This window comes from Sulfitobacter sp. 1A15299 (assembly GCF_043556915.1).
GTDB lineage: Bacteria > Pseudomonadota > Alphaproteobacteria > Rhodobacterales > Rhodobacteraceae > Sulfitobacter.
Genome location: NZ_JBIFFJ010000026.1, coordinates 1 through 20,145 on the forward strand (window position 1 = coordinate 1; position 20,145 = coordinate 20,145).

Genomic DNA, 20,145 nt, shown 5'->3' on the forward strand with positions numbered 1-20,145 from the left:
TGGCCGGGCTCCGCCCGTTCTTGCCTCAAACTGTCCCCCGGACAGTTTGCCGTTTCGCGGACCGGCGCGAACTCAAAGACGGCCGTCGCAAGATCATCACCTTCAAACGCGGTGCCTATTGGTGGAGCGCGTCTGAGGGCGCTTATCCGCTCTCGGCGGCACTTGAGAGCATCAAGGACTAGGGCGGCTGGATCGAAACCATCCCCAACCCGAATTACAGACCCAAGGGGCTGTTCGGGTAGGGCGCCTTCTGCTTCGGTTCCTCCGCCCCGCGGAAAAGAAAAAGCAGGCTTTGGGAAGGGTGTTTCAACTTCTCAAAGGAGAGCCCTATGACCATCACTGCACAGCCCCATACAGAATGCCCGGATCCGAGCGTCATCGCCGCGCAGAACGACGCGTTCCGCAAGCTCGCGTGCCTTGGAGTGCCGCCCGCGCAGCCCGTCCAAGGCCGGATGCATGTCACCCGCTCGCTCATGGAGGTCGGTGACGGCTTCATGGCCGAGGCGGTGAAGGCCACCGGTGAGTTTGCCACGTTCGAGCCCGAGAATGACCCGGAAGGCTGGCACGATTTCGGGGCGGTCGAGATCCGGGGCGAGACCGTGTTCTGGAAAATCGATCTCTATGAAGCGGATTCTGATTTCCGCTACGGTGCCGAGGCCCCGGACAATCCCGCTACTACCACGCGCGTGCTGACCATCATGCTGGCGCGCGACTGGTAGGGCGGGGGGAGCCTTAAGTCCTACACCTCCGACACGGAAGGCCCACTGACCCTTCAAAGGGAGAGTGGGCCTTTTGTCGTGGTGATCCCTGAAGCCGGGGATTGGCCGCGCGCGAGCGCGCGGACCGCATCCTACCCATCGAAAAGGATATCCCATGACCGCAAGTTTCAAACCCGTCTCCGTCGCCATCGGCGATCTGACAGCTCACCCCGCCAATGTGCGCAGCAACGCGCCGGAAACCTATGATCCTGAGAACATCGCTCATCTGAAGGCCAGCATCGCTGTGCTGGGCCTACTCCAGCCGCTCTTGGTCCAGAAGCTTGACGGCAAATATGCTGTCCTCGCCGGTGGCCGGCGCCATGCCGCGCTTAAGGAGCTGATCGCTGACAAGGCCAGCAAGGGGTTCACGGCGAAAACCAAGGTCGACTGCCGCCTTGTCCCTGAGGAGAGCGACGCCACCACGGCGCTGTCGCTCGCCGAGAACATTACCCAGGCGCCGATGAATGCCATCGACGAGTTCGAGGCTTTCGCCCGTATGATGGAGGTCGACGGCCAGACGCCCGAGACGATCGCAAAGACATTCGGCACGACCGTCGCCGCTGTGAAAGGCCGGTTGCGCTACGGTCTGATCCACGCTGACATCCGCGCCGTGGCCCGGGCCAAGACGATCACGCTCGATACGATGAAGGCCTTTGCCGAGCATCCCAGCCAGGAGGTGCAGAAGGAGGTCTACGAGGCACTCACCAAGGAAGACAGCTACCTGCAGGCCTACTCCGTCCGTCAGGCGCTCAAATCCCGCGGGGTGCAGGTCAGCGATGATATCGGGGCTTTCGTGCGCGCGGACTACGAGGCGCGTGGCGGCGCAGTCGCGGCTGACCTTCTGGAAGAGCATTCCGTGCTCGAGGATGCGGCGCTGGTCGAGACCATCCTGCTCGAAAAGCTCGGTGCCGCTGCCGAAGAGGCCCGCATAAAGCTGGGCTTTGCCTGGGCCGATGCGATGGTCCGCTATGATTACGCGACCATGGCCGACTACGGCCGCGTCTATCCCGGCCCGATCGAGCCTGATGAGGCTGCGCAAAAGCGCATCGATGAGATCACCGCCGAACTCGAGAAACTGCAGCTCGAGATGGAGGATGAGGGGCTCGAGGACGGTGCCTACAACGCGCTTTACGAGCGCGTGGACGCCTTGGAAGAGGAAGCGCGCGATCTGCAGGAGGCCTACAGCGCCGAGGACCTAGCGCGGTCTGGGGTAATCGCGTCGTGGCAGGGTGGGCAGATCACGCTCCATGTTGGTCTCGTCCGCCCCGAGGACACCGTCAAAGAGGAGGGCGCGCGCGGCTCCTCGGCTAGCCCGACCGGGGAGGAGGCCCCGGACCCGGACGAAATCACCTATCCAGCCTCACTGGCTGAGGACCTCAAGACCGAGCGAGCCATGGCGCTTGGGGCCGCGATGGCGCTGCATCCGGAAGCCACGCTCGATCTGACGCTCTTCAAGCTGGTCAGTGACGTTCTGGCCAGCGGCATGAGTGTCACGCAGGCGATCAAGATCGATGCCCGCAAGGAATACCGCAGCCATGCCAAGATGGACGAGATCGACGAGACCTCGCTCGAGCAGGTGGCGGCGGCGCATGATGCACTTGATCTCTCCTGGCTCGATGACGCCCGCGCGCCCGCCGATCAGTTCGCGGCGTTTCGCGCGCTGGAGGCCGGCGAGAAGGCCAAGCTCGTGGCCTATGCCACGGCCAGCACCACGCAGTCCTGCTTCGCGCGAGACCGCCAGCGCGACAGCCTGATGCATGCGTTCGAGATCGAGATCATGCCCGACATCCGCGCCCACTGGACGCCGAATGCGGCGCTCTTCAACCGCTTCAAGAAGGCTTGGCTCCTGAAGATCCTCGGCGAGGATCTGGGTCTCGCCCAGGAGGCGGTGACGCTGGCCTCGTCGAGCAAGAAGGAGATCGTCGCCTTCTGCGACAAGCTCTTCGCCGAACCCTTCGCCACGCTGACGGACGCGCAGCGCGCTGCCGTGGCCGCCTGGTGCCCGCCGATGATGCAGACCAACGGTGTCGCCTCTGATGAGGCGGAGCCCGCTGCGGAAACCCCGGAGCCTGACAGCGAGGTCCCGCAAGCGGCCTGAGTCCTCACGCGACCCGCGCGTGGATCATGCCACCCGCGCGGGTCGACCCTTCCAAACCGAACAGAAAGACATCCCCATGGCTATTCTCAAGTTCTCTGCGTCCGCTGTCGCGGCGCAAATCGCCCATGCGCGCGCCTGCAAAACCTTCCTGCCCAACTGGAACGGACCCGTGGACAGGCCCGCCCTGATCCTCATCGTCGGCAATGGTGTGCATCTGCGCTCAAACGGCATCGATGGCACGACCACCCGCATCGTCACCACCGAACAGGCCGATCCGTCCTTCGCCTTCGCCGAAGGCATGAACCCGTTTCGGGACACCGACTGGATGGCGCAGCGCCGCATGGCGTTTCGCGATCTGACCGGCCAGTTCTACACCGACATCCTGGATGACGTGCAGGTGCTCATCGACCGGGGGCGGGGGGCCATCCGGCTCGCCACCGATGGCCACAGCATCCGCGTCTTCGTGCGCCGGGCTTCGGACTATCTCATCGGCGGGACCTACGAGGTGCCCTCGGGCCTCGGCGGCACCTTCCGGGTCATTCTCTAGGATGCCTGCGACACCTTCGCGATCGTGCAGAACTGCGGCAATTGCGAGGATTTCGACGCCATGCAGCCCTATCGCGTGCCACTCGATGCGCTGATGGAAATCGATGACCGGAGGGCGGCATAACGCGCCCTTTCTCAAGCAAGCATCGCCAATACCCTGCCGGGCCTGCGGCCCTATCGGGACATTGGCGACAACAATTTTCCCCAACGAGAGAAAGGACACTGAAATGGGATGGCTTTTCTACACCGACGGCCGCGTCAAATCCTACGCGGATGAGAAAGCGGAGATTGCTCGGCTGTGCACCTTCGAGGGCGACACGCGCAAAACTGAACTGGTCAAAGCCTGCAAGGTGGGTTCGACTTGGTACGCGGCGGCAAAGGTCATCAATCTCGACGGCACCCCTGTCGAAGACACGACCTATGTGACCGATGCGGACGGGTCGATCACTTTTGGCGCTGTCTTCCTCACCCGATACGATGACGGCTTCTGGGGCTACAAGGACATGGAGGAAAGCGCTGGCCCGAACGAGTCTCGTGCTCCCCTTGGGCTGATCGAGCTCCTCTCCGACCTGAAAGACCCGGACAGCTACGCCCAGGACTGGCGTCAGCGCTGCCGGGACTGGGCGTCGATCCCGGACTACGAGGAAGGCGACAAGATCAAGCTCGCAGCACCTGTGACGCTCTCCGATGGCAGTACCTGCCAGATTGTCATCGCGACCCACTACAGGCGCGGGCGGCAAAAACGCCGCTGCTACCGCATCGAGGAAACTGGTGGGCTCGTACGCCTGTCAAAGGCCTCGCTTGCGGGCTCGGAGCTGCTCAGCTCCGCGAAAGGTGCGGCTAGCCCGGTGCTGGCGGAGTTCCTGGCTGGGCGAGATTAGGTCCTGCGCCGGACGGTTCATCGGCCTGCCCGGCGACAGCAGATGCTGCGGCTTGTCTTGACAAGGCAATGCAAATGCATTACCCATCGCAGGTAGCAAATACCCCCTTTCTTTCAGGAGACTGCCATGACAGCGCTCGCACAAGATGTCTCGAAACTCACGGATCGGTATCAGACGACCGTGCCGGCGGGTGTGCGCAAACAGCTCAAGCTGGGCAAGGGCGACCAGATTCGTTACTGCACCGAGCCGAGTGGCAGGGTCTATATCGAGCCCGTGCGCAGCGACGAGGAAGATCCCGTGCTCGGAGCCTTTCTCGATTTTGTCGAGGCCGATATCAAGGCGCATCCGGACCGCATTCGGGCGTTCGATGGGGCTTTGCATGACCGTCTTGCAGCACTGGTCGGAGACGTTGACGTCGATCTCGATGCGCCGCTATCGCTCGAGGATGAATGAGCGGCGATAGCGTGCCCGCCCAATCGCCCCTTGTCGTAAACGGATGGTCGATTTATGCGCATCCGCTCTTTCTGGATCAGCTCGAAGGGCTGACTGAAGAGGTCGAGGCGCGTAAAGCACGTGATCCTAAGACCTGGCGCAAGAAAAACCCGACGAAACGGCTGGCCGCCATCTTCAAGCTGGTCACCGAAGCCATACCGGCAGATCCGGGTGCCGCGGCCTTCCGGCAAGGCGGCACACTCGGCGATCACCGCAAGCACTGGTTCCGGGCGAAATTCTTCCAGCAGTATCGGCTGTTCTATCGGTTCAACAGCGATGCGAAGGTCATCGTGGTGGCCTGGGTGAACGACGACAAGACCCTGCGCGCCTACGGCAGCAAGACGGATGCCTATGCGACGTTCAAAGGGATGTTGGAAGATGGCAATCCACCTGACAATTTCGACGCGCTCTTGAAAGAAGCTGCAGCGGCGGGCAAGCGGTTCGAAACTTCCCTTGAAGCGGTGCCCGATCGGTAAGTGGGCCAGCTTGCTGTGACCCTTTGGCATTATCGTTTACGACGCCCGCTGGAAGATGTAGCTCGGCTGATAATAGGGTCGGAGAAAGCACAATGATTGAGGCGGAAAAGGATAGGCAGCACCTCGGGCTAGAGGAGCAATGCGCGCCTGACCTGACGGGGCACCGTTTCCCAATTGCTGTGCAAGTTGCAGACATGCCCGATCACCTCGGCAAGCTGCTGGATATCGGGCTCGAGGAGCATTTCCGTGGCGGTTGATGTCAATTCGTATGACGCGTGGTTTCGCGCGAAGGTGCAGGCCGCGCTGGAGGAGGAATGCACGGGAACATCTCAAGTTCAGGTGATGCAGGCCGCACAGGCATTGATTGATGCGAAACGGGAGGTCGAACCCAAGTCCTGACCAAGCCTTGGAGGTCAGCGCGGTCTGACCTCCTTCACCCTGAAAAGCGAAAGCGGGCTTTTTGTCCTTTGGAACTCAGACCCTGATCCAAAGGAAAATCCCCATGACCAAGCCCAATCCGGCGAACCCGACTTCTTCAATCTCCGACGCTGATCTCGCCTCTGCGCTGGCGCAAATCGGCGCGGAGATCGACCACCAGCCCCTGCGCAGCTCGGCGCTCGCGCGCATCATGCGCGAGACGTTTCTTGGCAGCGATGCCAGCGGTGCCTGGGACTGGCGCATGGCATATGACCTGATGCAGGCCGCGGCCATCCAGATGCTGCTGCGTGGGGACAACGCAGCAGGTGATATCGCTACCGCAAAGCTCGTTGCCTCTCGGCTGCTGACGGAAACCCGCCGGTCAGAGCAGCAGATCAGGCTGCAGCAGTTTTCCACGCCGTTGCCTTTCGCGGCAATGGCCGTGCGGGCGGCAGCCATTCGCAAGGGCGAGACCGTTCTGGAGCCCTCGGCTGGCACCGGCGCTCTCGCTGCTTTCGCGGAACGGGCTGGTGCCACGCTTCTGCTCAACGAGATCGACCCCTTTCGCCAGGGCCTTTTGCGCGCGGTCTTTGGCGGCGATGTGACGGGCCATGACGGCGAGCATATCGACGATCTTCTGCAGACGCCGGTTCTGCCCGACGTCGTGGTGATGAACCCGCCCTTTGCCTCCTCGGTCGATCGGTCGCGAGACAAGCACATCGCTGCCAAACATCTCATTGCGGCTGCCAAGCGCCTGGCACCGGGTGGGCGGATGGTGGCGATCATGCCGCAGGGGTTCACATCTGAGCGCGATGCCGCGCATTGGTCCCGCGCCTGCGGCCTTCTGACGCCGCGCTTGGCGCTCACGATGCCGGGGCAGGTCTATCGCAAGCTCGGCACAACTGTGGAAACCCAGCTGATGGTCTTCGACAAGGTGCAGGAGGCTGGCGAGATGATCCGCGCCACTGTGTGCGATCTGGATGAAGCCCTTCCTTTTGTCGATGCCGTGGCCGCAACCCGTCCCGAGATGCGCCCCGCCCAATGGGCGGCAGCGATCCCCCATGGTCGGCCGACAGTTCCATCATCTGCCCGGCGCAAGACCGCCGCTGCGCCGGTCGCTGCCTCCAAAAGCGGCGCCAACGCTGCCATCCCGCTCACCTTCACGAGCTTCGATGTCCCGCGCGACAACAGGCCCGTCTCGGAAATCTATGCGCGATACCGCCCGCAGCGTATCGAGATCGCGGGGGCACAGGAGCATCCCACGCCGCTGGTCGAAAGCATCGCCATGGCCTCTGTGGCCCCGCCAGTGCCCTCAGACACGGCCAGTGCGGAACTGCGCCTGCCCGGCAAACTGATCGAGGAGGGACATCTCTCCGAGGCGCAGCTCGAGACCATCATCATGGCCCATGATGCCCATGGGCGCGACCTGCCAGGACGGTTTACCATCGATGACGACCAGACCAAGCTGACGCGCGCCGATGATGACCAGGATGCAAATGCCTACCGTCTCGGGTATTTCCTCGGCGACGGCACCGGTTGCGGCAAGGGCCGCGAATGCGCCGGGCTCATCCTAGTGAACTGGCTTGCGGGGCGCAGAAAGGCGATCTGGGTTTCCAAATCCGCCACGCTTATCGAGGACGCGATCCGCGACTGGACCGATCTCGGCGGCTCGCCCGCCGACATCCAGCCACTCTCCAAATGGAAACCGGACCAGCCCATTCCGATGGGCGACGGTATCCTGTTCGTGACCTACGCCACGCTGCGCTCGGCGGGCAAATGCGGCACCACGCGGCTGAGCCAGATCCTCGACTGGATGGGCGAGGGCTTCGAGGGCGTGCTGGCCTTTGACGAGGCCCACGCCATGCAGAACGCTGGAGGCTCCGAGCAGGGCAGGGGGATCAAACCCTCCCAGCAGGGTCTTGCAGGCCTGCGGCTGCAACTTGCCGCCCCGCGCGCCCGCGTCTTCTACATCTCGGCCACGGAGGCCACGAGCGTGCACAACCTCGCCTATGCCGCGCGGCTGGGGCTCTGGGGGCAGGGGCCCGAATACCCCTTCCCGAGCCGCGAGGGTTTCGTCTCGGCGATGGAAGCCGGTGGCGTTGCCGCCATGGAGGTGGTCGCCCGCGATCTCAAGACGCTCGGTCTCTACACGGCACGTGCTCTCAGCTTCGATGGCGTGGAATATGATGTGCTCGAACACGCGCTGACCCCGGCTCAGATCGAGATCTACGACGCCTATGCGGGCGCCTTCCGCACCATTCACCACAATCTCGAGGCGGCACTGACAGCGACCGGCGTCAACGACGCCTCGGGCGAGACCAATGCCTCGGCTGCACGCGCCTCGGCCAAGTCCCGCTTCGAAAGCACGAAACAGCGCTTCTTCAACCATCTCCTGATGGGCATGAAGGCCCCGACCATTATCCGCGCCATCGAGGACGATCTGGCGGCGGGCAATGCTTGCGTCATCCAGGTGGTTTCGACCGGCGAGAGCCTGCTGAAACGTCGGCTTGAAACGATGGACGCGGAAGACGAGCTCGTCGAGGGTGCGTTGACGCCGCGCGACTATGTTCTGGGCTACCTGGAACATGCCTTTCCGATCCATGCGCAAAAGCTGGTCGAGATCGACGGCAACATGGTGGCTGAGCCCTTGCGGGATGCCAATGGCGCGCTCGTTGTCTCGCGCGAGGCGCTCGCCCTGCGTGACGCGGCCATGATGGAGTTGATGACGCTGGCTCCGATCCCTTCGGCGCTGGACCAGATCCTCTGGGCCTTTGGCGACGAGGCTGTCTCCGAGGTCACGGGCCGGTCCATCCGGCCCCTCAAGGCCGAGGACGGTCATCTCTTCATCGAAAAGCGTAGCGCAAGCAGCAATTCCTCCGAGACCCAGGCCTTCATGGATGGTGAAAAGGATATCCTTATCTTCTCCGAAGCAGGCGGTACGGGCCGGTCCTATCACGCGGCACAAACGGCGAAAAACCAGAAACGGCGGCGGCACTACCTGCTGGAGCCCGGCTGGCGCGCGGATGCGGCCATTCAGGGGCTGGGCCGCACGCATCGCTCTGCCCAGGTCAGCGCGCCTTTCTTCCGGGTCTGCACCTCGGATGTGCATGGCGAGAAGCGCTTCACCTCGACGATTGCCAAACGCCTCGACCAGCTGGGAGCGCTGACCAAGGGCCAGCGCGAGACCGGCTCGCAAGGCATGTTCCGCGAGGAGGACAATCTCGAAAGCCCGATCGCGCGAGCGGCGCTGCGTGGGTACTTTGCCGATCTTGTCGCCGGGCGGGCCGAGGCCATGAGCTATGAGAGCTTCACAGACTGGACCGCGCTGCGGCTGATCGACAAGGACGGGGTGCTGCTCGAGGAGCTGCCGCCGATCCAGCGGTTTCTGAACAGGGTGCTGGCGCTATCCATCCACATGCAGAACGCGCTCTTTGCCGAATTCATGAACCGGATCGCTGATCAGACCGAACGGGCGCGCGCAGCGGGCACGCTCGATCTCGGGGTGGAAACCCTGCGTGGCGAAAAGATCGAGCAGGTCTCCACGGAGGATCTCTGGACCTGCCCGAAATCTGGCGCCGTGACGCGGATCATCGGGCTTGAGGTCACCGACCCAGTCCATATCTTGGGCGCCGAAGAGGCCACGTCGCGCAATCCCGATAAGCTGCCGATGGTCAATCGCGCTTCGGGGCGTGCGGCGCTCATCTCGGTGCGGCCCATGCAGATGTACGACGAGGATATCGTCACCCTCATGCGCAAGGTAGTGCGGCCCAACGGGTCGAGCTATCTTGAAGAGGTGCGGTTCGCATCCTCGGCCTGGGAAGAGATCGGCAAGCCTGAGTTTGCAGGGCTTTGGGATGCCGAGGCCGCGTCCCTGCCGAAAACCACCACGACAAAGCTCTACCTGCTGACCGGGCTCTTGCTGCCGATCTGGAAGGACATCCCGACCACCAATGAGCGCATCTATAGGGTCACGCCCGACGGGGCGACCGCGATGATCGGGCGTGCGCTGAGCGAGGAAGGGGCGGCCGCGCTGCGCGCCCGCTTCCTCGTCTCCAACCCGCAAACGCCGCAGGAGATGCTGACCGCTGCTCTCGGCACCACAGCACCGGTCGATATTGGCCGGGGTCTGACCCTGACCCGTCGCCGGGTCGCAGGCGAGATGCGCCTCGAGCTGGGCGGTGCCGAAAAGGGCATGATCGAAGGGCTCAAGGCAATGGGGTGTTTCACTGAGATCATCGCCTTCCAGCTGCGGGTGTTCCTGCCGCATGGGGAAGAGGTCGACACGGTCAGCATTCTGGCCCGGATCGTGGGGCAGGGGCCTGCTATCACGGCAGACCAAGCCGCCTGAAAAGCCAAAGCGGGCTTTGGGTCGGGCATCGCGGATCGGGTTTTGGCCGGTCTGCGCTTTTCCGGGCGCGCGCCGACCAATGCGACGCCTGGTCCCCCAACTTCTGACAAGAGGACAGACCCATGACCAATCCCCAGATCGACTATGCCGCAATGGCGGCTCAGTGGCGCGCCGAGCGCGAAACCACCCTGAAGGCGACCCGAGCGGAGCTGATCGCGCAACTACGTGCGCTTGGCATCAGCGAAGTCACTGCCGAATACGAAGGCTATGGCGACTCCGGCAATATCGAGGATGTGACCGTGCAGTCTGCGGAGGTCAAACTGCCGGAGGTGCTTGCCACAGAGGTGGGCGATTTCGCCTGGTCGCTCGCTTATCACCATCACCCTGGGTTCGAGAACAACGAGGGCGGCTATGGCACGCTGACCTGGGACATTGCAGCAGACAGCATCACACTCGATCACGCCGACCGCTATGTCGAATGCTCACACAGCTATGACGAGGGGCTTTGAGATGGCGCATCCGCTTCATCATGCCGAAAGCTCGGCCCGAAAATTCGGCGGGGTGCCGTCCGACTATCAGTCCATACATAACTGGTTCGATGCCTCGAAAGAGCACCTCGCGCTCTTCACGCACCGGGCCTTGCGTCACCATGCCCAAGGCCTGTTTGAAGCCGAACGTGCCTTCGGTCTGACCCTGACCAATAGCGCTGGTCGAGAGATCCCCGTGCGCTGGATCGGCGAGCAGCATGTTCGTGAAGACTGCCAAGGCCGCATCCCGAGCATGGCGGACTGGCTGCGACGGATCCAGCCCGAGCCATGGATGGCCAATGGCCATATCGAGCAGCATGTCAGCGTGGAGCCCTGCAGCGATCCAAGAGTTGCCTGGGCATCAGAGGTGGCCGCCGGGCGAACGGTTCTTGGTCTGAAGGATTGGATGGCGGCGCGCGCGACGCAAGCCACGCAAGGTGCCTGACAGCTCTCGACCGTTTGCCAAACGAATAGTGCACGGAAGCCCGGTTGGACGACCGGGCTTCCTGCGGCGTTTACCCACCATTCTTCGTAAGGAGGTTCGCATGACACTCGAAGACATCAAGGCCGCCGTCGATGTCGGTCAGACCGTGCATTGGGTCAATACTGGCTACGTTGTGCACAAGGACCGGCTCGGTCAGTACCTGATCAGCTTTCTGCCGAACGGCAGCTGCATCGGTCTAACCGACCGGGAAGGGCACCGGTTGAATGGCAAAGAGGCGGAGTTCTTCGTCGCGCGATCGAAGGACGCCGCAGAAATTCCAGGCAACCAATCAAGACCAGACGGGCAGGGGAGGGGCGTAGCACCCGGAGGCGCGGGGGCATTCCCACTCGGACGGCAGCGCTGACCCGCGGCCGGGGCTGAAAGGAAAGCAGGCTTTCTGATTTGTGATCCCAGGAGGGGTCGAGAAAGCAATCCCGGATGCGCTGGCAAGAACGTCAGGCACCGGCCAATCCAAGAAGGAACTATCCCATGTTCGCAGGAACCCTCACCCGCAATGTCGAGACCGCCGCCGCCGAATACACCGGCATGATTCACTCGACGCGATTTGACATCGCCATCCAGCTTGAGGCACGGGCCAAGATGTCCACGCGCAGCCCGGATTACGACGTGACAGCAGTCAACAAATCGGGCCGCAAGGTCCGCATCGGCACGGCCTGGAACGAGACGGGCAATACCAGCGGAAACCCCTATATCTCGATGCAGATCGATGTGGGCCTCGGCCCGTTCCGGGTCAACGCGGTGCAGACGAAAGAGGCGCGCGCGGCCCAGAGCGGCGAATTCGAGATCATCCCGTTGGTCTCGAACGGCCTGATGAAATCCGGCTCGATCTCGGGCGAGCTCACCGCCATGGACGCTGACAACGCCTTCACCGGCTACATCGCCAATATGATGTTCGATCTGGAGTTCATGCTGATCGAGAACAGCTACAAGACCGAGGAGACCCACCCTGACTACCGCATCGAGGTCAGCTCGCCCCGGGGCACGCCGATCCGCGTTGGCTCGGCGTGGATGGCCAAGAGCAGCCGCACGGGCAATGACTACCTGTCGCTGCTGATCAACACGCCCGATGGCGACCTGCGTGTCAACGCCGTCCAGAACGAAGAACAGCGCGGTGGCCAGACTTTCTCGATCATTCCGTTCATCGACAGCGGTGATCAGGCGCAAGACGCGGGCGCGGGGCTGTCGCTGGTTGCCTGAACAGCGCGCGAGGTGAGACGATCTGAACCGAAAGGGGAGCCGTGGGATCACGGTTCCCCTTTTTCTGTGCTGGTGTGGTTTGGAGATGGCGCGAAGTAAACTATGCTTAGGTCAGGTGTCGAAGTAGGCCTAGAGCCGCCATTCTGCAGTCGGTGGCGACCCCGGCTGATGCTGCAGCAAGCACCAAGGGCAGCGAAGCGCAGTTAGCGATCTTTGGAAACTCAGCCTTTCTCTATCTCAACAAGCGCCTTTGCTAACATGACAGCTGGAACGAGGCAAAGATCAGCGGACGATCGGGCGACTTGTTCGAGAGCGCCAAGAAATTCTGGAACCTGCCAAACGTCGCAAGCTAACATCTATCGCCCTGCTTCGCCGGAGCCGTCCGTCACCCCTCACTTGCTGATGGGGGTGCGGCGGCGCAGAAGATCAGGGCACCCGCCTCCGCCCTGCTCTGCTAGTGAGTCAGGAACCTCTTGCCCTATGAAAGTTCTTCCAGGATGGGCACTGTCTTCATGTGATCCTCAACGGCAGACCTGACCTCATCACTCATCGGCAGGTTTGCCGCTTCTGTGCCCCAATGCTCCCGAAAAGCCTGAACCGTCTCTTGGGCCGCGTCGATCGCCATCTTCCTCGGGATCGATGCTTTGACGGCAAGGTGCTCTAGCTCATCAACCGAGAATGCCGAAAACACCTTGGCACGGCTGATCTTCATGTTGGTCGCATCACCCGGAATGTAGGGCACAGTCGCCACAAAATCATAAGCTGGTGCCAGCGAGACATACCGCCTGTCCGGATAGATCAGTGACCAGTTCTTCATGTGCATATCAGCATTGCCGATCAGCATGTTGAAGGTCAGGCGCCGGACATATTCGATGATGTCGGCATCATTACCTTCGGCGGCGATCACCTGGGCGATGTTGCGGAATGTGCCATTGCCGTATTTGTCTTCGGGATAGAGCCCATAGACCTGCGCAAAATCCTCGATATGCACGCGCGACCCGTCGGAAAGGCGATCAAACCGCTCGATCACAAAGGCATGGTTGCCGATCTTATCGATACCCTCGGGCAGGTTCTTGATCGCATCGATACTGACCAGATCGATGGCAGGGACGTTCATCCCGATAAGGCCGGCCAGCTTCATCATCGAGAATTCATTTTCAGGGACGCCTGCGAATTCACGCGAGGGTAGCTTCACGATCCAGGAGCCCCCGACACCAGAGGCGGGAATGGTCAGCCCGCCACTAGCTTCCATCACGGCGGAAAACTTGAGCTGAACGCCTGCCAGCGAAAACCGCAAAGCATTCTCTCGCTGATCATCGCCATGATCATCGGCGCCATCGGCCGCATCCGGCGGCCAGGCTTCACCGTCAGCAGGGGTGATCGTGATCGCGCCGGGCAGGTCATGGCCAAGCGCCCAAAGCAGATAGAATTCTCGTTCGGGATTCACGCCCGCCTGTTCGGCCAGGTATTTGCGCAGATGGCCTTCGGGAAGAAGGTTTGAGAAGAAGGGCATGACGCGCTTCTGATAGGGCCGAAAATCCGTATAGAGTTCCCCGAATTCATCCTTGAAGGCGAGCCCGAGGGTCGGCCTGTCAGGATTTTCGATGTACTCGTCGGTGAAGGCAAAGATGGTGCGATCGCCGCCAAGATTGGTGAGCGTGCCAATGGGCTCGCCATACAGGTTTACGTTCAGCACGGAGACATTACTCATCGTTGTCTCCATCAAGGCGATAGGCAGGACGCGGCAAGCGCGTCCGTTCCTCATCGGCTATGCCATGGGCGAGTGCGTTGCGGAAACTGTTCATCTGCTTTGACGCTTCCTGCAGCGCGGCAACGCCACCCGCGTTCTCCACGGCTTTGAGCGCTTCACGTATGCTGCGCAATGTGTCGGTATTCCGGATCAGGTTCTCGAACTGTCGCATCTCGCGAAACTGCCGCTGCAGGTTTTCGAAGACGGGACTATCGATCTTGAGCGACTGGATGTGCTCAAGCTGCTTGGCGAGCCGGGCAATCTCTTTACGCGCCTCCGGCGTGGCCTTCGGCACGTCGTTTATGCTACGGGTGATCGTTCTTACGGCAGGCGCGGCCTTGCGCGGAACAAGCGCCAGTTCCAGATCAAGGGCGTTGGCGATGGCGGTCAGACTTGAGACGGTGAGGTTCACAGCGCCGCTCTCGATCTTGGAGATATGCGACTGCGGCACGCCTGCATGGGCGCTCAGCGCGCGCTGGCTCAGCCCCTTCTTTTCGCGGGCAGCTTTCAGTGTCGCCGCCAGTTTCTCGCTCTCATAGCTCATTTTGATATAATCCTGCATATCAAGCAAAGCGCTTGATCTACTTTAATGTATCATATGAAGCCTGAATTTTCAAGACGTGATCTAGTTTGACATATCGTAAGCTAGAAACGATCTATTTCTATAGATCGAACCATGGGGCATTGCTAGCCCAACCACGATGAACCCGGCGTGCGGCTCACCATACGGTCGTATGTATCCTCTTCAGCCTCTTCGGCAGGCTCGAAGCGTGACGGCGCGTCCCCAAGATGGATTAGGGAAAGCGCAAAGTCGTGGACTTCGGAGACCAGAGCATGTTCGGTGCAGGGCTCTTTGAACCAGCTTCCTGACTCATGCTCTCTCGTTGCTTTTCGCCGAACCAGTTCAGTTTCCGTTGCCGGTATCGCGGTCGCCGGTATCTCGATTGGCGGTCGGCCAGCCGTCTTGAAGTAGGCGCCAGTGCGCAAGGCGCGATCACTCGACCGCGCCCAATGAATGAAGCCATCAATAGATTTCACAAGAACTGCCCGGCGCTCGGTGTACTGCAGCCAGCGCAGCGTCGCCGCGATCAGGGAAACGCCGTAGCGGTCCGCGCATGCGCCCAAGGCCTCTAGTTCAGGCTGAGACTTCGGAGCGATCTGCGCACGGAAGTCATCCAGTGGCATGAGGAGATTTGCGGCGAACTCGTTCGCTTCTTTCTCGATCTGCCGATATTTGCTGTCCCAGCGTTCCATGTCCTCGGTGCTGCACTGGATACCGTCAGGATGATCCTGCCTGTGCAAGAGGTAGTGCCCGAACTCGTGGGCGAGGGTAAAGTTGATGCGCCCCGGCGATGCTGTGTCCGAATTGTAGAAGATGCCCCAGCCCATTTCGCCAGGCGGGGCCTTCATCAAGGCGCCCTCGAATCCCTTCAGCGGGGCACCCTGCACAAGACTTATCGGATCGTCAGGAAAGCGCTGCTTTGAAAAATCGTAGGCAAGCGCTTCAACATTGACCGGAAAGCGGTCGTCGCCACCCAAGGTGTTCAGGATGATGGTCAGGTCGTATGCCCATCGTTGCGGCGACTTCGGCTTGGTCATCCGGGTTTCCCCCACAGCTTTACCATCTCGCGGATTTTTTCTTTGGTATCAGGGTCCATGTGTTTGTATTCACGATAGAACTGCGCATCGACGGCGTCTTCCTCGGTTATCGCCTGCTTTTCATCGAGCAGGTATTCAATCGTGACACCAAGTACTTCTGCAATCTTGGCCAGCTTCTCCGCCGATGGACGCGGCGGGTTCTTGTTCTCCAGTTCCCATATGTAGCTTTTGCTGGAGCCGGTGAGCTCGGCAAGTTTGTCAAGCGTGAGCTTTTGCTCCTTCCGTAAGCGGCGAATCTTCTCTCCCAGGCTGTTGGTCATGTGGCGGCCTCCCCGTCGATCTTATTGTTCGGTAAAGGCGTACTTTACGTGCTTGACTTCTGACTTTCAACAAATATATGATGTTCGGAGTAGGCATACTTTTTATGCCTGCAACCCTAACGAACAGGAGGTATGGAAACCATGAGTAAGGGACCGAAGACCCATCACGTCGTGCCGAACCCGGCAGGCGGATGGGATGTGAAGCGTGGCGGCGCATCCCGCGCCAGCAGCCACCATGAAACCAAGCAGGACGCCGTTGATCGCGGACGTGAAATCAGCCGCAACCAGCAAAGCGAACTGCGTATCCACAACCGCGACGGACGGATCGCCAGCAGTGACAGCCACGGTGGCGACCCGTTCCCGCCGAAAGGCTAAAAAGAAAGGACCTGGCCATGCCGAAGGACGAAAAAGGCAAACCGGAAAAAGAGTACACGATTGTTGTGAACGGCCGCGAGAAGACGGTGACGGCGACAGAACTTGGCGAGGACGATCTGGTCGCGCTTGCTTACGAAAACCCGCCCACGGGCGAGTTGATCTGCTTCACCATTACCTACCGGCGCGGCCAGGGCAACAAGCCCGAGGGCACGCTGGATGAGGGCGATACCGTGAAGCTGAAGGAGGGCATGATCTTCAATGTCACGGCAACTGATAAGTCGTAACGCCGATCTCAAGGCCCTCGAAGAAGGCGGATACGAGGTGGCTGTGAAAAGTGGCCACCTCGTGATCTCCAACGTGCCCTACGTGAAGGCCAATCGCGAGGTAAAGCTTGGCACGCTCGTTTCTGTTCTGCAGACGAACGGTGGCGAGACGATGGCGCCGAGCGACCATAAGGCGTACTTCGTGGGCGAGCATCCTTGCGATCACAATGGCAAGACACTCGAAGGCATCAGGCACTCCAGCAAACGCCAGAGCCTCGGCAAAGACATCACGGTAGACCACATGTTTTCGGCCAAGCCAAAAGAGGGCTACCGCGACTACGAACACAAAATGACCACCTATGTGGAGATGATCGCATCGCCCGCGCGGAAAATCGATCCGACGGCTGATGCGCGCACCTACGTCGTCGCAGACTCCGATGAACCTGATCCGGTATTCAACTACCAGGACACAGCCTCGACACGGGCCGGGATCGGCGGTTTTTCCGAAAAGCTGGCGATGAACAAGGTCGCCATTGTTGGCCTCGGCGGAACAGGCTCTTATGTGCTCGATCTGCTCGCTAAGACGCCGATCCGCGAGCTGCATCTTATCGACGGTGATGATTTCCTGCAGCACAACGCGTTCCGTAGCCCGGGCGCACCCAGCATTGAAACACTGCGGGAACGGAACAAGAAGGTCGATTACTTCGCAGCGCTTTATGCGCCTATACGTAAAGGGATCGTCCCGCATCCAGTCTATCTCGACGAATCCAACGTGGACCTGCTGAACGAGATGGATTTCGTCTTTGTGTGCGTTGACTCCGGCGCCGCCAAACGCCCGGCTGTCGAACACCTCGAAGAACAGGGCACCCCCTTCATTGATGTTGGTATGGGGATCGAGATGGGCGACGATGCCCTGGTGGGTGTGCTGCGGGTGACGCTGAGCACCGCCGAACAGCGAGAGCCGCTTCGTCGCCGCGTCGGCATGGGCGAGGCGGACGTAGATGATGCTTACGCCACCAACATCCAGGTGGCTGACCTGAACGCCCTGAACGCGACGCTCGCGGTGATCCGGTGGAAGAAGCTTGTAGGGTTTTACGCCGATTTTGAGGGCGAGCATTCCAGCAACTACACGATTGATGGCAACACGATAAACAACATGGACGGGCGCGATGACGATTAAGAAGATTACCCACAAATTTGTAGATGCGATCCCCGAGCAGACCGAGGAGGGCGTTCTGTACCTCGCCATGGATTACGCAACGGCCGTTCACAAATGCGCCTGCGGCTGTGGCAGGGAAGTCGTCACGCCCTTAAGCCCGACGGACTGGAAGATGGGCTATGACGGTGTGTCGATCTCGCTCTCGCCGTCCATCGGGAACTGGAGCTTTCCTTGCCGGTCGCATTACTGGATCAAGCACAGCAATATCCGGTGGGCAGGTGATATGAGTGATGAACAGATTGCCGCTGGACGGGCGCACGACCGTCGCGCCAAAGGTCGGTATTACGATGCGCCGGAAGCCCCCGCATCAATGGCGAATGCGGATGTGCCACAAGGTCTTTGGCAACGTTTCCGGCGGTGGCTAAGCGGCAAGTAATGGTTAGTACCGACGCCGATATCCTTACCGCGAGAGCAGTTTTGCCCCGAATCCCTTCCGTTGGATGATGTATGGCGGCTGCCCCTACGGCAAAAGACGGTTTATCCAGATGCGCACGCAGCATATGTATCTCCACCCGCCGCCAAAACCCGCAACTTTGCGAAGTCCACTTCCTACGCATCGCTGCCGTTCGTCCAAGGCGCAGCGAATGACTGGCTCCCGCCCATCACGTCCAATGCCCGGAAAAGCAATCACTATAGTCGGCAGCAGCGTCGCCAGCACATCAACCTTGGGCTAAGCCTTGCGGCCTCCCCAGCTCGGCTTCGCGTGTCGCAGGGGAGAACGGCCCTTCGGTCCGTCGCGCATTCGGCCATGCGGCCTCACCGCGGCGTCGCGCTTGGCGTCCCGGTTTGCCCGCCTCGCGAGCACGTCTCTCCCTGGCCGCTCCGCCGGATTGCGCTCTGGTCTGTTTTGGCCGAGGCCAAAACGATCCCGCCGCTTCATCCGTCTCCCGCGTCCGGTTGGGCCGTTTGCCTGCTCGGGTCGGGCAAACCTACCGTCAAAACACACACACATGAGCGTGGAAGCATATCCTCCGGATGGCCCCCAAATCAGCCCGCCTCAAGGATCGCAAAACTTTTCGGCGAGGGCAGGGCCTTTGGCGCGGGGCGGTCCCGTGCGTGAGCGCGGGCCTGTGTCGGGTGCTGCGCTCGGAAAACTTTTGCGCCCGGCAAGCCGGCGGCTGCGCCGTCCCTGACCCGGGCAGATTCGGAAACCAGGCATTCGGCCATGCCCCCACACTCACGTGGTGGCTCCACAACCGAATACTGGAGACCAGACATGGCTTACGACACTGCAAACACTTACGAGACCATCGAACTTTTCGGACTGACCGAGAAGGACGCGCAGCTCCCGATCCCGGAAGATCACGTCCTGACCGACCACATCATCCGCGAAAGCTTCGAGGCTCTGCTCGGTCCGCTGCGCGGGACCGGGCTTGAAGCAGAAATCGAACCGCTGGCCCATGGGCTCGCCACGATCCTGCAGCGCCGCAAGGTGGCGCTTGGCAAGGAGGTCGACCGCACCGCCGACAAAATCGGCGCGCTGGCAAAATCCCACGACGGATCGGAGATCGCCGAGACCGCGCTCGAAGAGGCGCAGGCGCGCTTCCTGCAGCTGCGCGAGATCGTCGGCGCCATCGAGGTGATGAGCGAGGCGGCGGCGGAATGCTATGAGATCGAGACCGGTCACGCCTTCATCCCGGCCGCCGGGTCGCGCGCAAGCGTCCGGGCGCAAGAGACCGGGGCGGTTTTCGAAGCGCGGCAGCTTCTGGAGCAGCACGACCGCGAAACCGCCGAGAAGTCGAAAGTCGAGGGGGTGCCCCTGATCGTCTCGGGCGCCACCGACTGGACCGATGTCGATGTGATCTTCAACACGCTCGACAAGGTTCGGGAGCGGATCAAGCAGAACCGCAATCAGGAGATCTTCCTCTGCCACAAGGGTGGCAAGCATGGGGCGGAGATGATTGCAGCTCGGTGGGCCCGGGCACGCGGTGTCGCGCAGGCGCGCTTCGATCCGCGCTGGTCCGCACACGGGCGGGCGGCACCGTTCAAGTGCAACGACGAGATGCTGGACGACAAGTTCGCGGCGACGGGGGTTGTCCTTTTCGGCGGCAACGGGGTCGCGCTGAACCTCGGGCAGAAGGCGGAAGCGAAAGGTCTGACGGTCATGCGGGTTGCTGATCCAGCGAAGAAGACCGCGCAGGAATGAAGAGAGAGGGTCGCGCTTGGCGCGGCCCTTTCGTTATGTCTCATGGTGCGTGCGATCGGTCACACTTGATCTGCAACTCGGGGCGTCCAGCATCGTCATCCCTCTACCCAGCCCGCCAGAGTGCGGCCCATCCGCATCGGTTCGGGCAGCGGGATGGTGCGCACCTAGCACATCGTCAGCAGCGCTAGACGCGAGGGGTCGAGACGTCGCACTTGAGGCTGAAGCCCT

General features: G+C 61.3%; 21 protein-coding genes and 2 pseudogenes. 19 read left to right on the forward strand and 4 right to left on the reverse strand.

The annotated features are described in order from the left end of the window. Positions 1-74 precede the first annotated feature (74 nt). The 14 genes and pseudogenes from ACGYK7_RS15910 to ACGYK7_RS15975 form a co-directional block, all read left to right on the forward strand. Positions 75-179: pseudogene (locus ACGYK7_RS15910) on the forward strand (DUF6330 family protein); the annotation flags it as partial. 150 nt (positions 180-329) lie between these two features. Next, positions 330-719 (forward strand): DUF3768 domain-containing protein, encoded by a 390-nt coding sequence (locus tag ACGYK7_RS15915; protein WP_238368312.1) that lies wholly within the window; start codon positions 330-332, stop codon positions 717-719. A gap of 154 nt (positions 720-873) precedes the next feature. Beyond that, positions 874-2,856, forward strand: a complete 1,983-nt coding sequence (locus ACGYK7_RS15920; protein WP_276154502.1) for a ParB/RepB/Spo0J family partition protein — start codon at positions 874-876, stop codon at positions 2,854-2,856. A 76-nt stretch (positions 2,857-2,932) separates the two neighbouring features. Continuing rightward, positions 2,933-3,526 (forward strand): annotated as a pseudogene (locus ACGYK7_RS15925) (regulator). A gap of 103 nt (positions 3,527-3,629) precedes the next feature. Continuing rightward, positions 3,630-4,283 (forward strand): DUF6927 domain-containing protein, encoded by a 654-nt coding sequence (locus ACGYK7_RS15930; RefSeq protein ID WP_276154503.1) that lies wholly within the window; start codon positions 3,630-3,632, stop codon positions 4,281-4,283. 126 nt (positions 4,284-4,409) lie between these two features. After that, positions 4,410-4,736, forward strand: a complete 327-nt coding sequence (locus ACGYK7_RS15935) for a type II toxin-antitoxin system PrlF family antitoxin (RefSeq protein ID WP_005668772.1) — start codon at positions 4,410-4,412, stop codon at positions 4,734-4,736. After that, entirely contained in the window at positions 4,733-5,251 is a 519-nt protein-coding gene (locus ACGYK7_RS15940; RefSeq protein ID WP_276154504.1) for a type II toxin-antitoxin system YhaV family toxin, read from the forward strand. Before ACGYK7_RS15935 ends, ACGYK7_RS15940 begins: the two co-directional genes overlap by 4 nt. Positions 5,252-5,343: 92 nt before the next feature. Continuing rightward, positions 5,344-5,508, forward strand: a complete 165-nt coding sequence (locus ACGYK7_RS15945; RefSeq protein ID WP_276154505.1) for a hypothetical protein — start codon at positions 5,344-5,346, stop codon at positions 5,506-5,508. Next, positions 5,498-5,650: a StaA gene (locus ACGYK7_RS15950; protein ID WP_248411066.1), complete on the forward strand. Its 153-nt coding sequence runs from the start codon at positions 5,498-5,500 to the stop codon at positions 5,648-5,650. The genes ACGYK7_RS15945 and ACGYK7_RS15950 overlap by 11 nt, the downstream gene beginning before the upstream one ends. 103 nt (positions 5,651-5,753) lie before the next feature. Continuing rightward, complete coding sequence (locus tag ACGYK7_RS15955) at positions 5,754-10,016, forward strand: strawberry notch-like NTP hydrolase domain-containing protein (RefSeq protein ID WP_394403479.1); 4,263 nt, start codon at positions 5,754-5,756, stop codon at positions 10,014-10,016. Positions 10,017-10,138: 122 nt separating this feature from the next. Then, a complete protein-coding gene (locus tag ACGYK7_RS15960; RefSeq protein WP_152467375.1) occupies positions 10,139-10,525 on the forward strand; it encodes a DUF6878 family protein in 387 nt (128 codons plus the stop codon). 1 nt (position 10,526) lies between these two features. Further along, positions 10,527-10,988 (forward strand): DUF6915 family protein, encoded by a 462-nt coding sequence (locus tag ACGYK7_RS15965; protein ID WP_152467374.1) that lies wholly within the window; start codon positions 10,527-10,529, stop codon positions 10,986-10,988. A 100-nt stretch (positions 10,989-11,088) separates the two neighbouring features. Continuing rightward, positions 11,089-11,391, forward strand: coding sequence for a hypothetical protein (locus ACGYK7_RS15970; RefSeq protein ID WP_152467373.1), 303 nt, complete (start codon positions 11,089-11,091; stop codon positions 11,389-11,391). Between the two features lie 125 nt (positions 11,392-11,516). Next, positions 11,517-12,245 carry a DUF736 family protein gene (locus ACGYK7_RS15975; protein WP_152467372.1) on the forward strand — a complete coding sequence of 243 codons (729 nt, stop codon included), beginning with the start codon at positions 11,517-11,519 and terminating at the stop codon, positions 12,243-12,245. A gap of 478 nt (positions 12,246-12,723) precedes the next feature. Here the strand turns inward: ACGYK7_RS15975 and ACGYK7_RS15980 are convergent, their stop codons facing one another. From ACGYK7_RS15980 to ACGYK7_RS15995, 4 genes are all read right to left on the reverse strand, one after another. Next, positions 12,724-13,956: a type II toxin-antitoxin system HipA family toxin gene (locus tag ACGYK7_RS15980; RefSeq protein ID WP_065331756.1), complete on the reverse strand. Its 1,233-nt coding sequence runs from the start codon at positions 13,954-13,956 to the stop codon at positions 12,724-12,726. Next, the gene (locus ACGYK7_RS15985; RefSeq protein WP_238368793.1) at positions 13,949-14,557 is read right to left on the reverse strand and encodes a helix-turn-helix domain-containing protein; all 609 of its coding nucleotides are present in this window, start codon (positions 14,555-14,557) and stop codon (positions 13,949-13,951) included. Before ACGYK7_RS15985 ends, ACGYK7_RS15980 begins: the two co-directional genes overlap by 8 nt. Positions 14,558-14,682: 125 nt before the next feature. Then, positions 14,683-15,594, reverse strand: a complete 912-nt coding sequence (locus tag ACGYK7_RS15990; protein WP_152467448.1) for an ImmA/IrrE family metallo-endopeptidase — start codon at positions 15,592-15,594, stop codon at positions 14,683-14,685. Beyond that, the gene (locus ACGYK7_RS15995; protein WP_065331960.1) at positions 15,591-15,914 is read right to left on the reverse strand and encodes a helix-turn-helix domain-containing protein; all 324 of its coding nucleotides are present in this window, start codon (positions 15,912-15,914) and stop codon (positions 15,591-15,593) included. The genes ACGYK7_RS15990 and ACGYK7_RS15995 overlap by 4 nt, the downstream gene beginning before the upstream one ends. Positions 15,915-16,046: 132 nt before the next feature. Between ACGYK7_RS15995 and ACGYK7_RS16000 the strand changes: the two genes are divergently transcribed. The 5 genes from ACGYK7_RS16000 (at position 16,047) to ACGYK7_RS16020 (ending at position 19,917) form a co-directional block, all read left to right on the forward strand. Then, a complete protein-coding gene (locus ACGYK7_RS16000; RefSeq protein ID WP_394403480.1) occupies positions 16,047-16,289 on the forward strand; it encodes a DUF2188 domain-containing protein in 243 nt (80 codons plus the stop codon). A 17-nt stretch (positions 16,290-16,306) separates the two neighbouring features. Continuing rightward, positions 16,307-16,573, forward strand: a complete 267-nt coding sequence (locus ACGYK7_RS16005) for a multiubiquitin domain-containing protein (RefSeq protein ID WP_152467447.1) — start codon at positions 16,307-16,309, stop codon at positions 16,571-16,573. Beyond that, complete coding sequence (locus tag ACGYK7_RS16010; protein ID WP_152467446.1) at positions 16,548-17,732, forward strand: ThiF family adenylyltransferase; 1,185 nt, start codon at positions 16,548-16,550, stop codon at positions 17,730-17,732. The genes ACGYK7_RS16005 and ACGYK7_RS16010 overlap by 26 nt, the downstream gene beginning before the upstream one ends. Next, the gene (locus ACGYK7_RS16015) at positions 17,722-18,147 is read left to right on the forward strand and encodes a DUF6527 family protein (protein ID WP_065331957.1); all 426 of its coding nucleotides are present in this window, start codon (positions 17,722-17,724) and stop codon (positions 18,145-18,147) included. Before ACGYK7_RS16010 ends, ACGYK7_RS16015 begins: the two co-directional genes overlap by 11 nt. Positions 18,148-18,987: 840 nt before the next feature. Then, complete coding sequence (locus ACGYK7_RS16020) at positions 18,988-19,917, forward strand: DUF2493 domain-containing protein (RefSeq protein WP_322330038.1); 930 nt, start codon at positions 18,988-18,990, stop codon at positions 19,915-19,917. The last annotated feature ends 228 nt before the right edge of the window (positions 19,918-20,145 follow it).

What these genes read in the sequence shown, in the direction of transcription:
- ACGYK7_RS16015 (WP_065331957.1), top strand. Translation starts at nt 17,722, where the DNA reads ATGACGATTAAGAAGATTACCCACAAATTTGTAGATGCGATCCCCGAG.
- ACGYK7_RS16020 (WP_322330038.1), top strand. Translation starts at nt 18,988, where the DNA reads ATGGCTTACGACACTGCAAACACTTACGAGACCATCGAACTTTTCGGA.
- ACGYK7_RS15935 (WP_005668772.1), top strand. Translation starts at nt 4,410, where the DNA reads ATGACAGCGCTCGCACAAGATGTCTCGAAACTCACGGATCGGTATCAG.
- ACGYK7_RS15915 (WP_238368312.1), top strand. Translation starts at nt 330, where the DNA reads ATGACCATCACTGCACAGCCCCATACAGAATGCCCGGATCCGAGCGTC.
- ACGYK7_RS15975 (WP_152467372.1), top strand. Translation starts at nt 11,517, where the DNA reads ATGTTCGCAGGAACCCTCACCCGCAATGTCGAGACCGCCGCCGCCGAA.
- ACGYK7_RS15965 (WP_152467374.1), top strand. Translation starts at nt 10,527, where the DNA reads ATGGCGCATCCGCTTCATCATGCCGAAAGCTCGGCCCGAAAATTCGGC.
- ACGYK7_RS15995 (WP_065331960.1), bottom strand. Translation starts at nt 15,914, where the DNA reads ATGACCAACAGCCTGGGAGAGAAGATTCGCCGCTTACGGAAGGAGCAA.
- ACGYK7_RS15940 (WP_276154504.1), top strand. Translation starts at nt 4,733, where the DNA reads ATGAGCGGCGATAGCGTGCCCGCCCAATCGCCCCTTGTCGTAAACGGA.
- ACGYK7_RS15920 (WP_276154502.1), top strand. Translation starts at nt 874, where the DNA reads ATGACCGCAAGTTTCAAACCCGTCTCCGTCGCCATCGGCGATCTGACA.
- ACGYK7_RS15990 (WP_152467448.1), bottom strand. Translation starts at nt 15,594, where the DNA reads ATGACCAAGCCGAAGTCGCCGCAACGATGGGCATACGACCTGACCATC.
- ACGYK7_RS15970 (WP_152467373.1), top strand. Translation starts at nt 11,089, where the DNA reads ATGACACTCGAAGACATCAAGGCCGCCGTCGATGTCGGTCAGACCGTG.
- ACGYK7_RS15955 (WP_394403479.1), top strand. Translation starts at nt 5,754, where the DNA reads ATGACCAAGCCCAATCCGGCGAACCCGACTTCTTCAATCTCCGACGCT.
- ACGYK7_RS16010 (WP_152467446.1), top strand. Translation starts at nt 16,548, where the DNA reads ATGTCACGGCAACTGATAAGTCGTAACGCCGATCTCAAGGCCCTCGAA.
- ACGYK7_RS16005 (WP_152467447.1), top strand. Translation starts at nt 16,307, where the DNA reads ATGCCGAAGGACGAAAAAGGCAAACCGGAAAAAGAGTACACGATTGTT.
- ACGYK7_RS15930 (WP_276154503.1), top strand. Translation starts at nt 3,630, where the DNA reads ATGGGATGGCTTTTCTACACCGACGGCCGCGTCAAATCCTACGCGGAT.
- ACGYK7_RS15945 (WP_276154505.1), top strand. Translation starts at nt 5,344, where the DNA reads ATGATTGAGGCGGAAAAGGATAGGCAGCACCTCGGGCTAGAGGAGCAA.
- ACGYK7_RS15985 (WP_238368793.1), bottom strand. Translation starts at nt 14,557, where the DNA reads ATGCAGGATTATATCAAAATGAGCTATGAGAGCGAGAAACTGGCGGCG.
- ACGYK7_RS15980 (WP_065331756.1), bottom strand. Translation starts at nt 13,956, where the DNA reads ATGAGTAATGTCTCCGTGCTGAACGTAAACCTGTATGGCGAGCCCATT.
- ACGYK7_RS16000 (WP_394403480.1), top strand. Translation starts at nt 16,047, where the DNA reads ATGGAAACCATGAGTAAGGGACCGAAGACCCATCACGTCGTGCCGAAC.
- ACGYK7_RS15960 (WP_152467375.1), top strand. Translation starts at nt 10,139, where the DNA reads ATGACCAATCCCCAGATCGACTATGCCGCAATGGCGGCTCAGTGGCGC.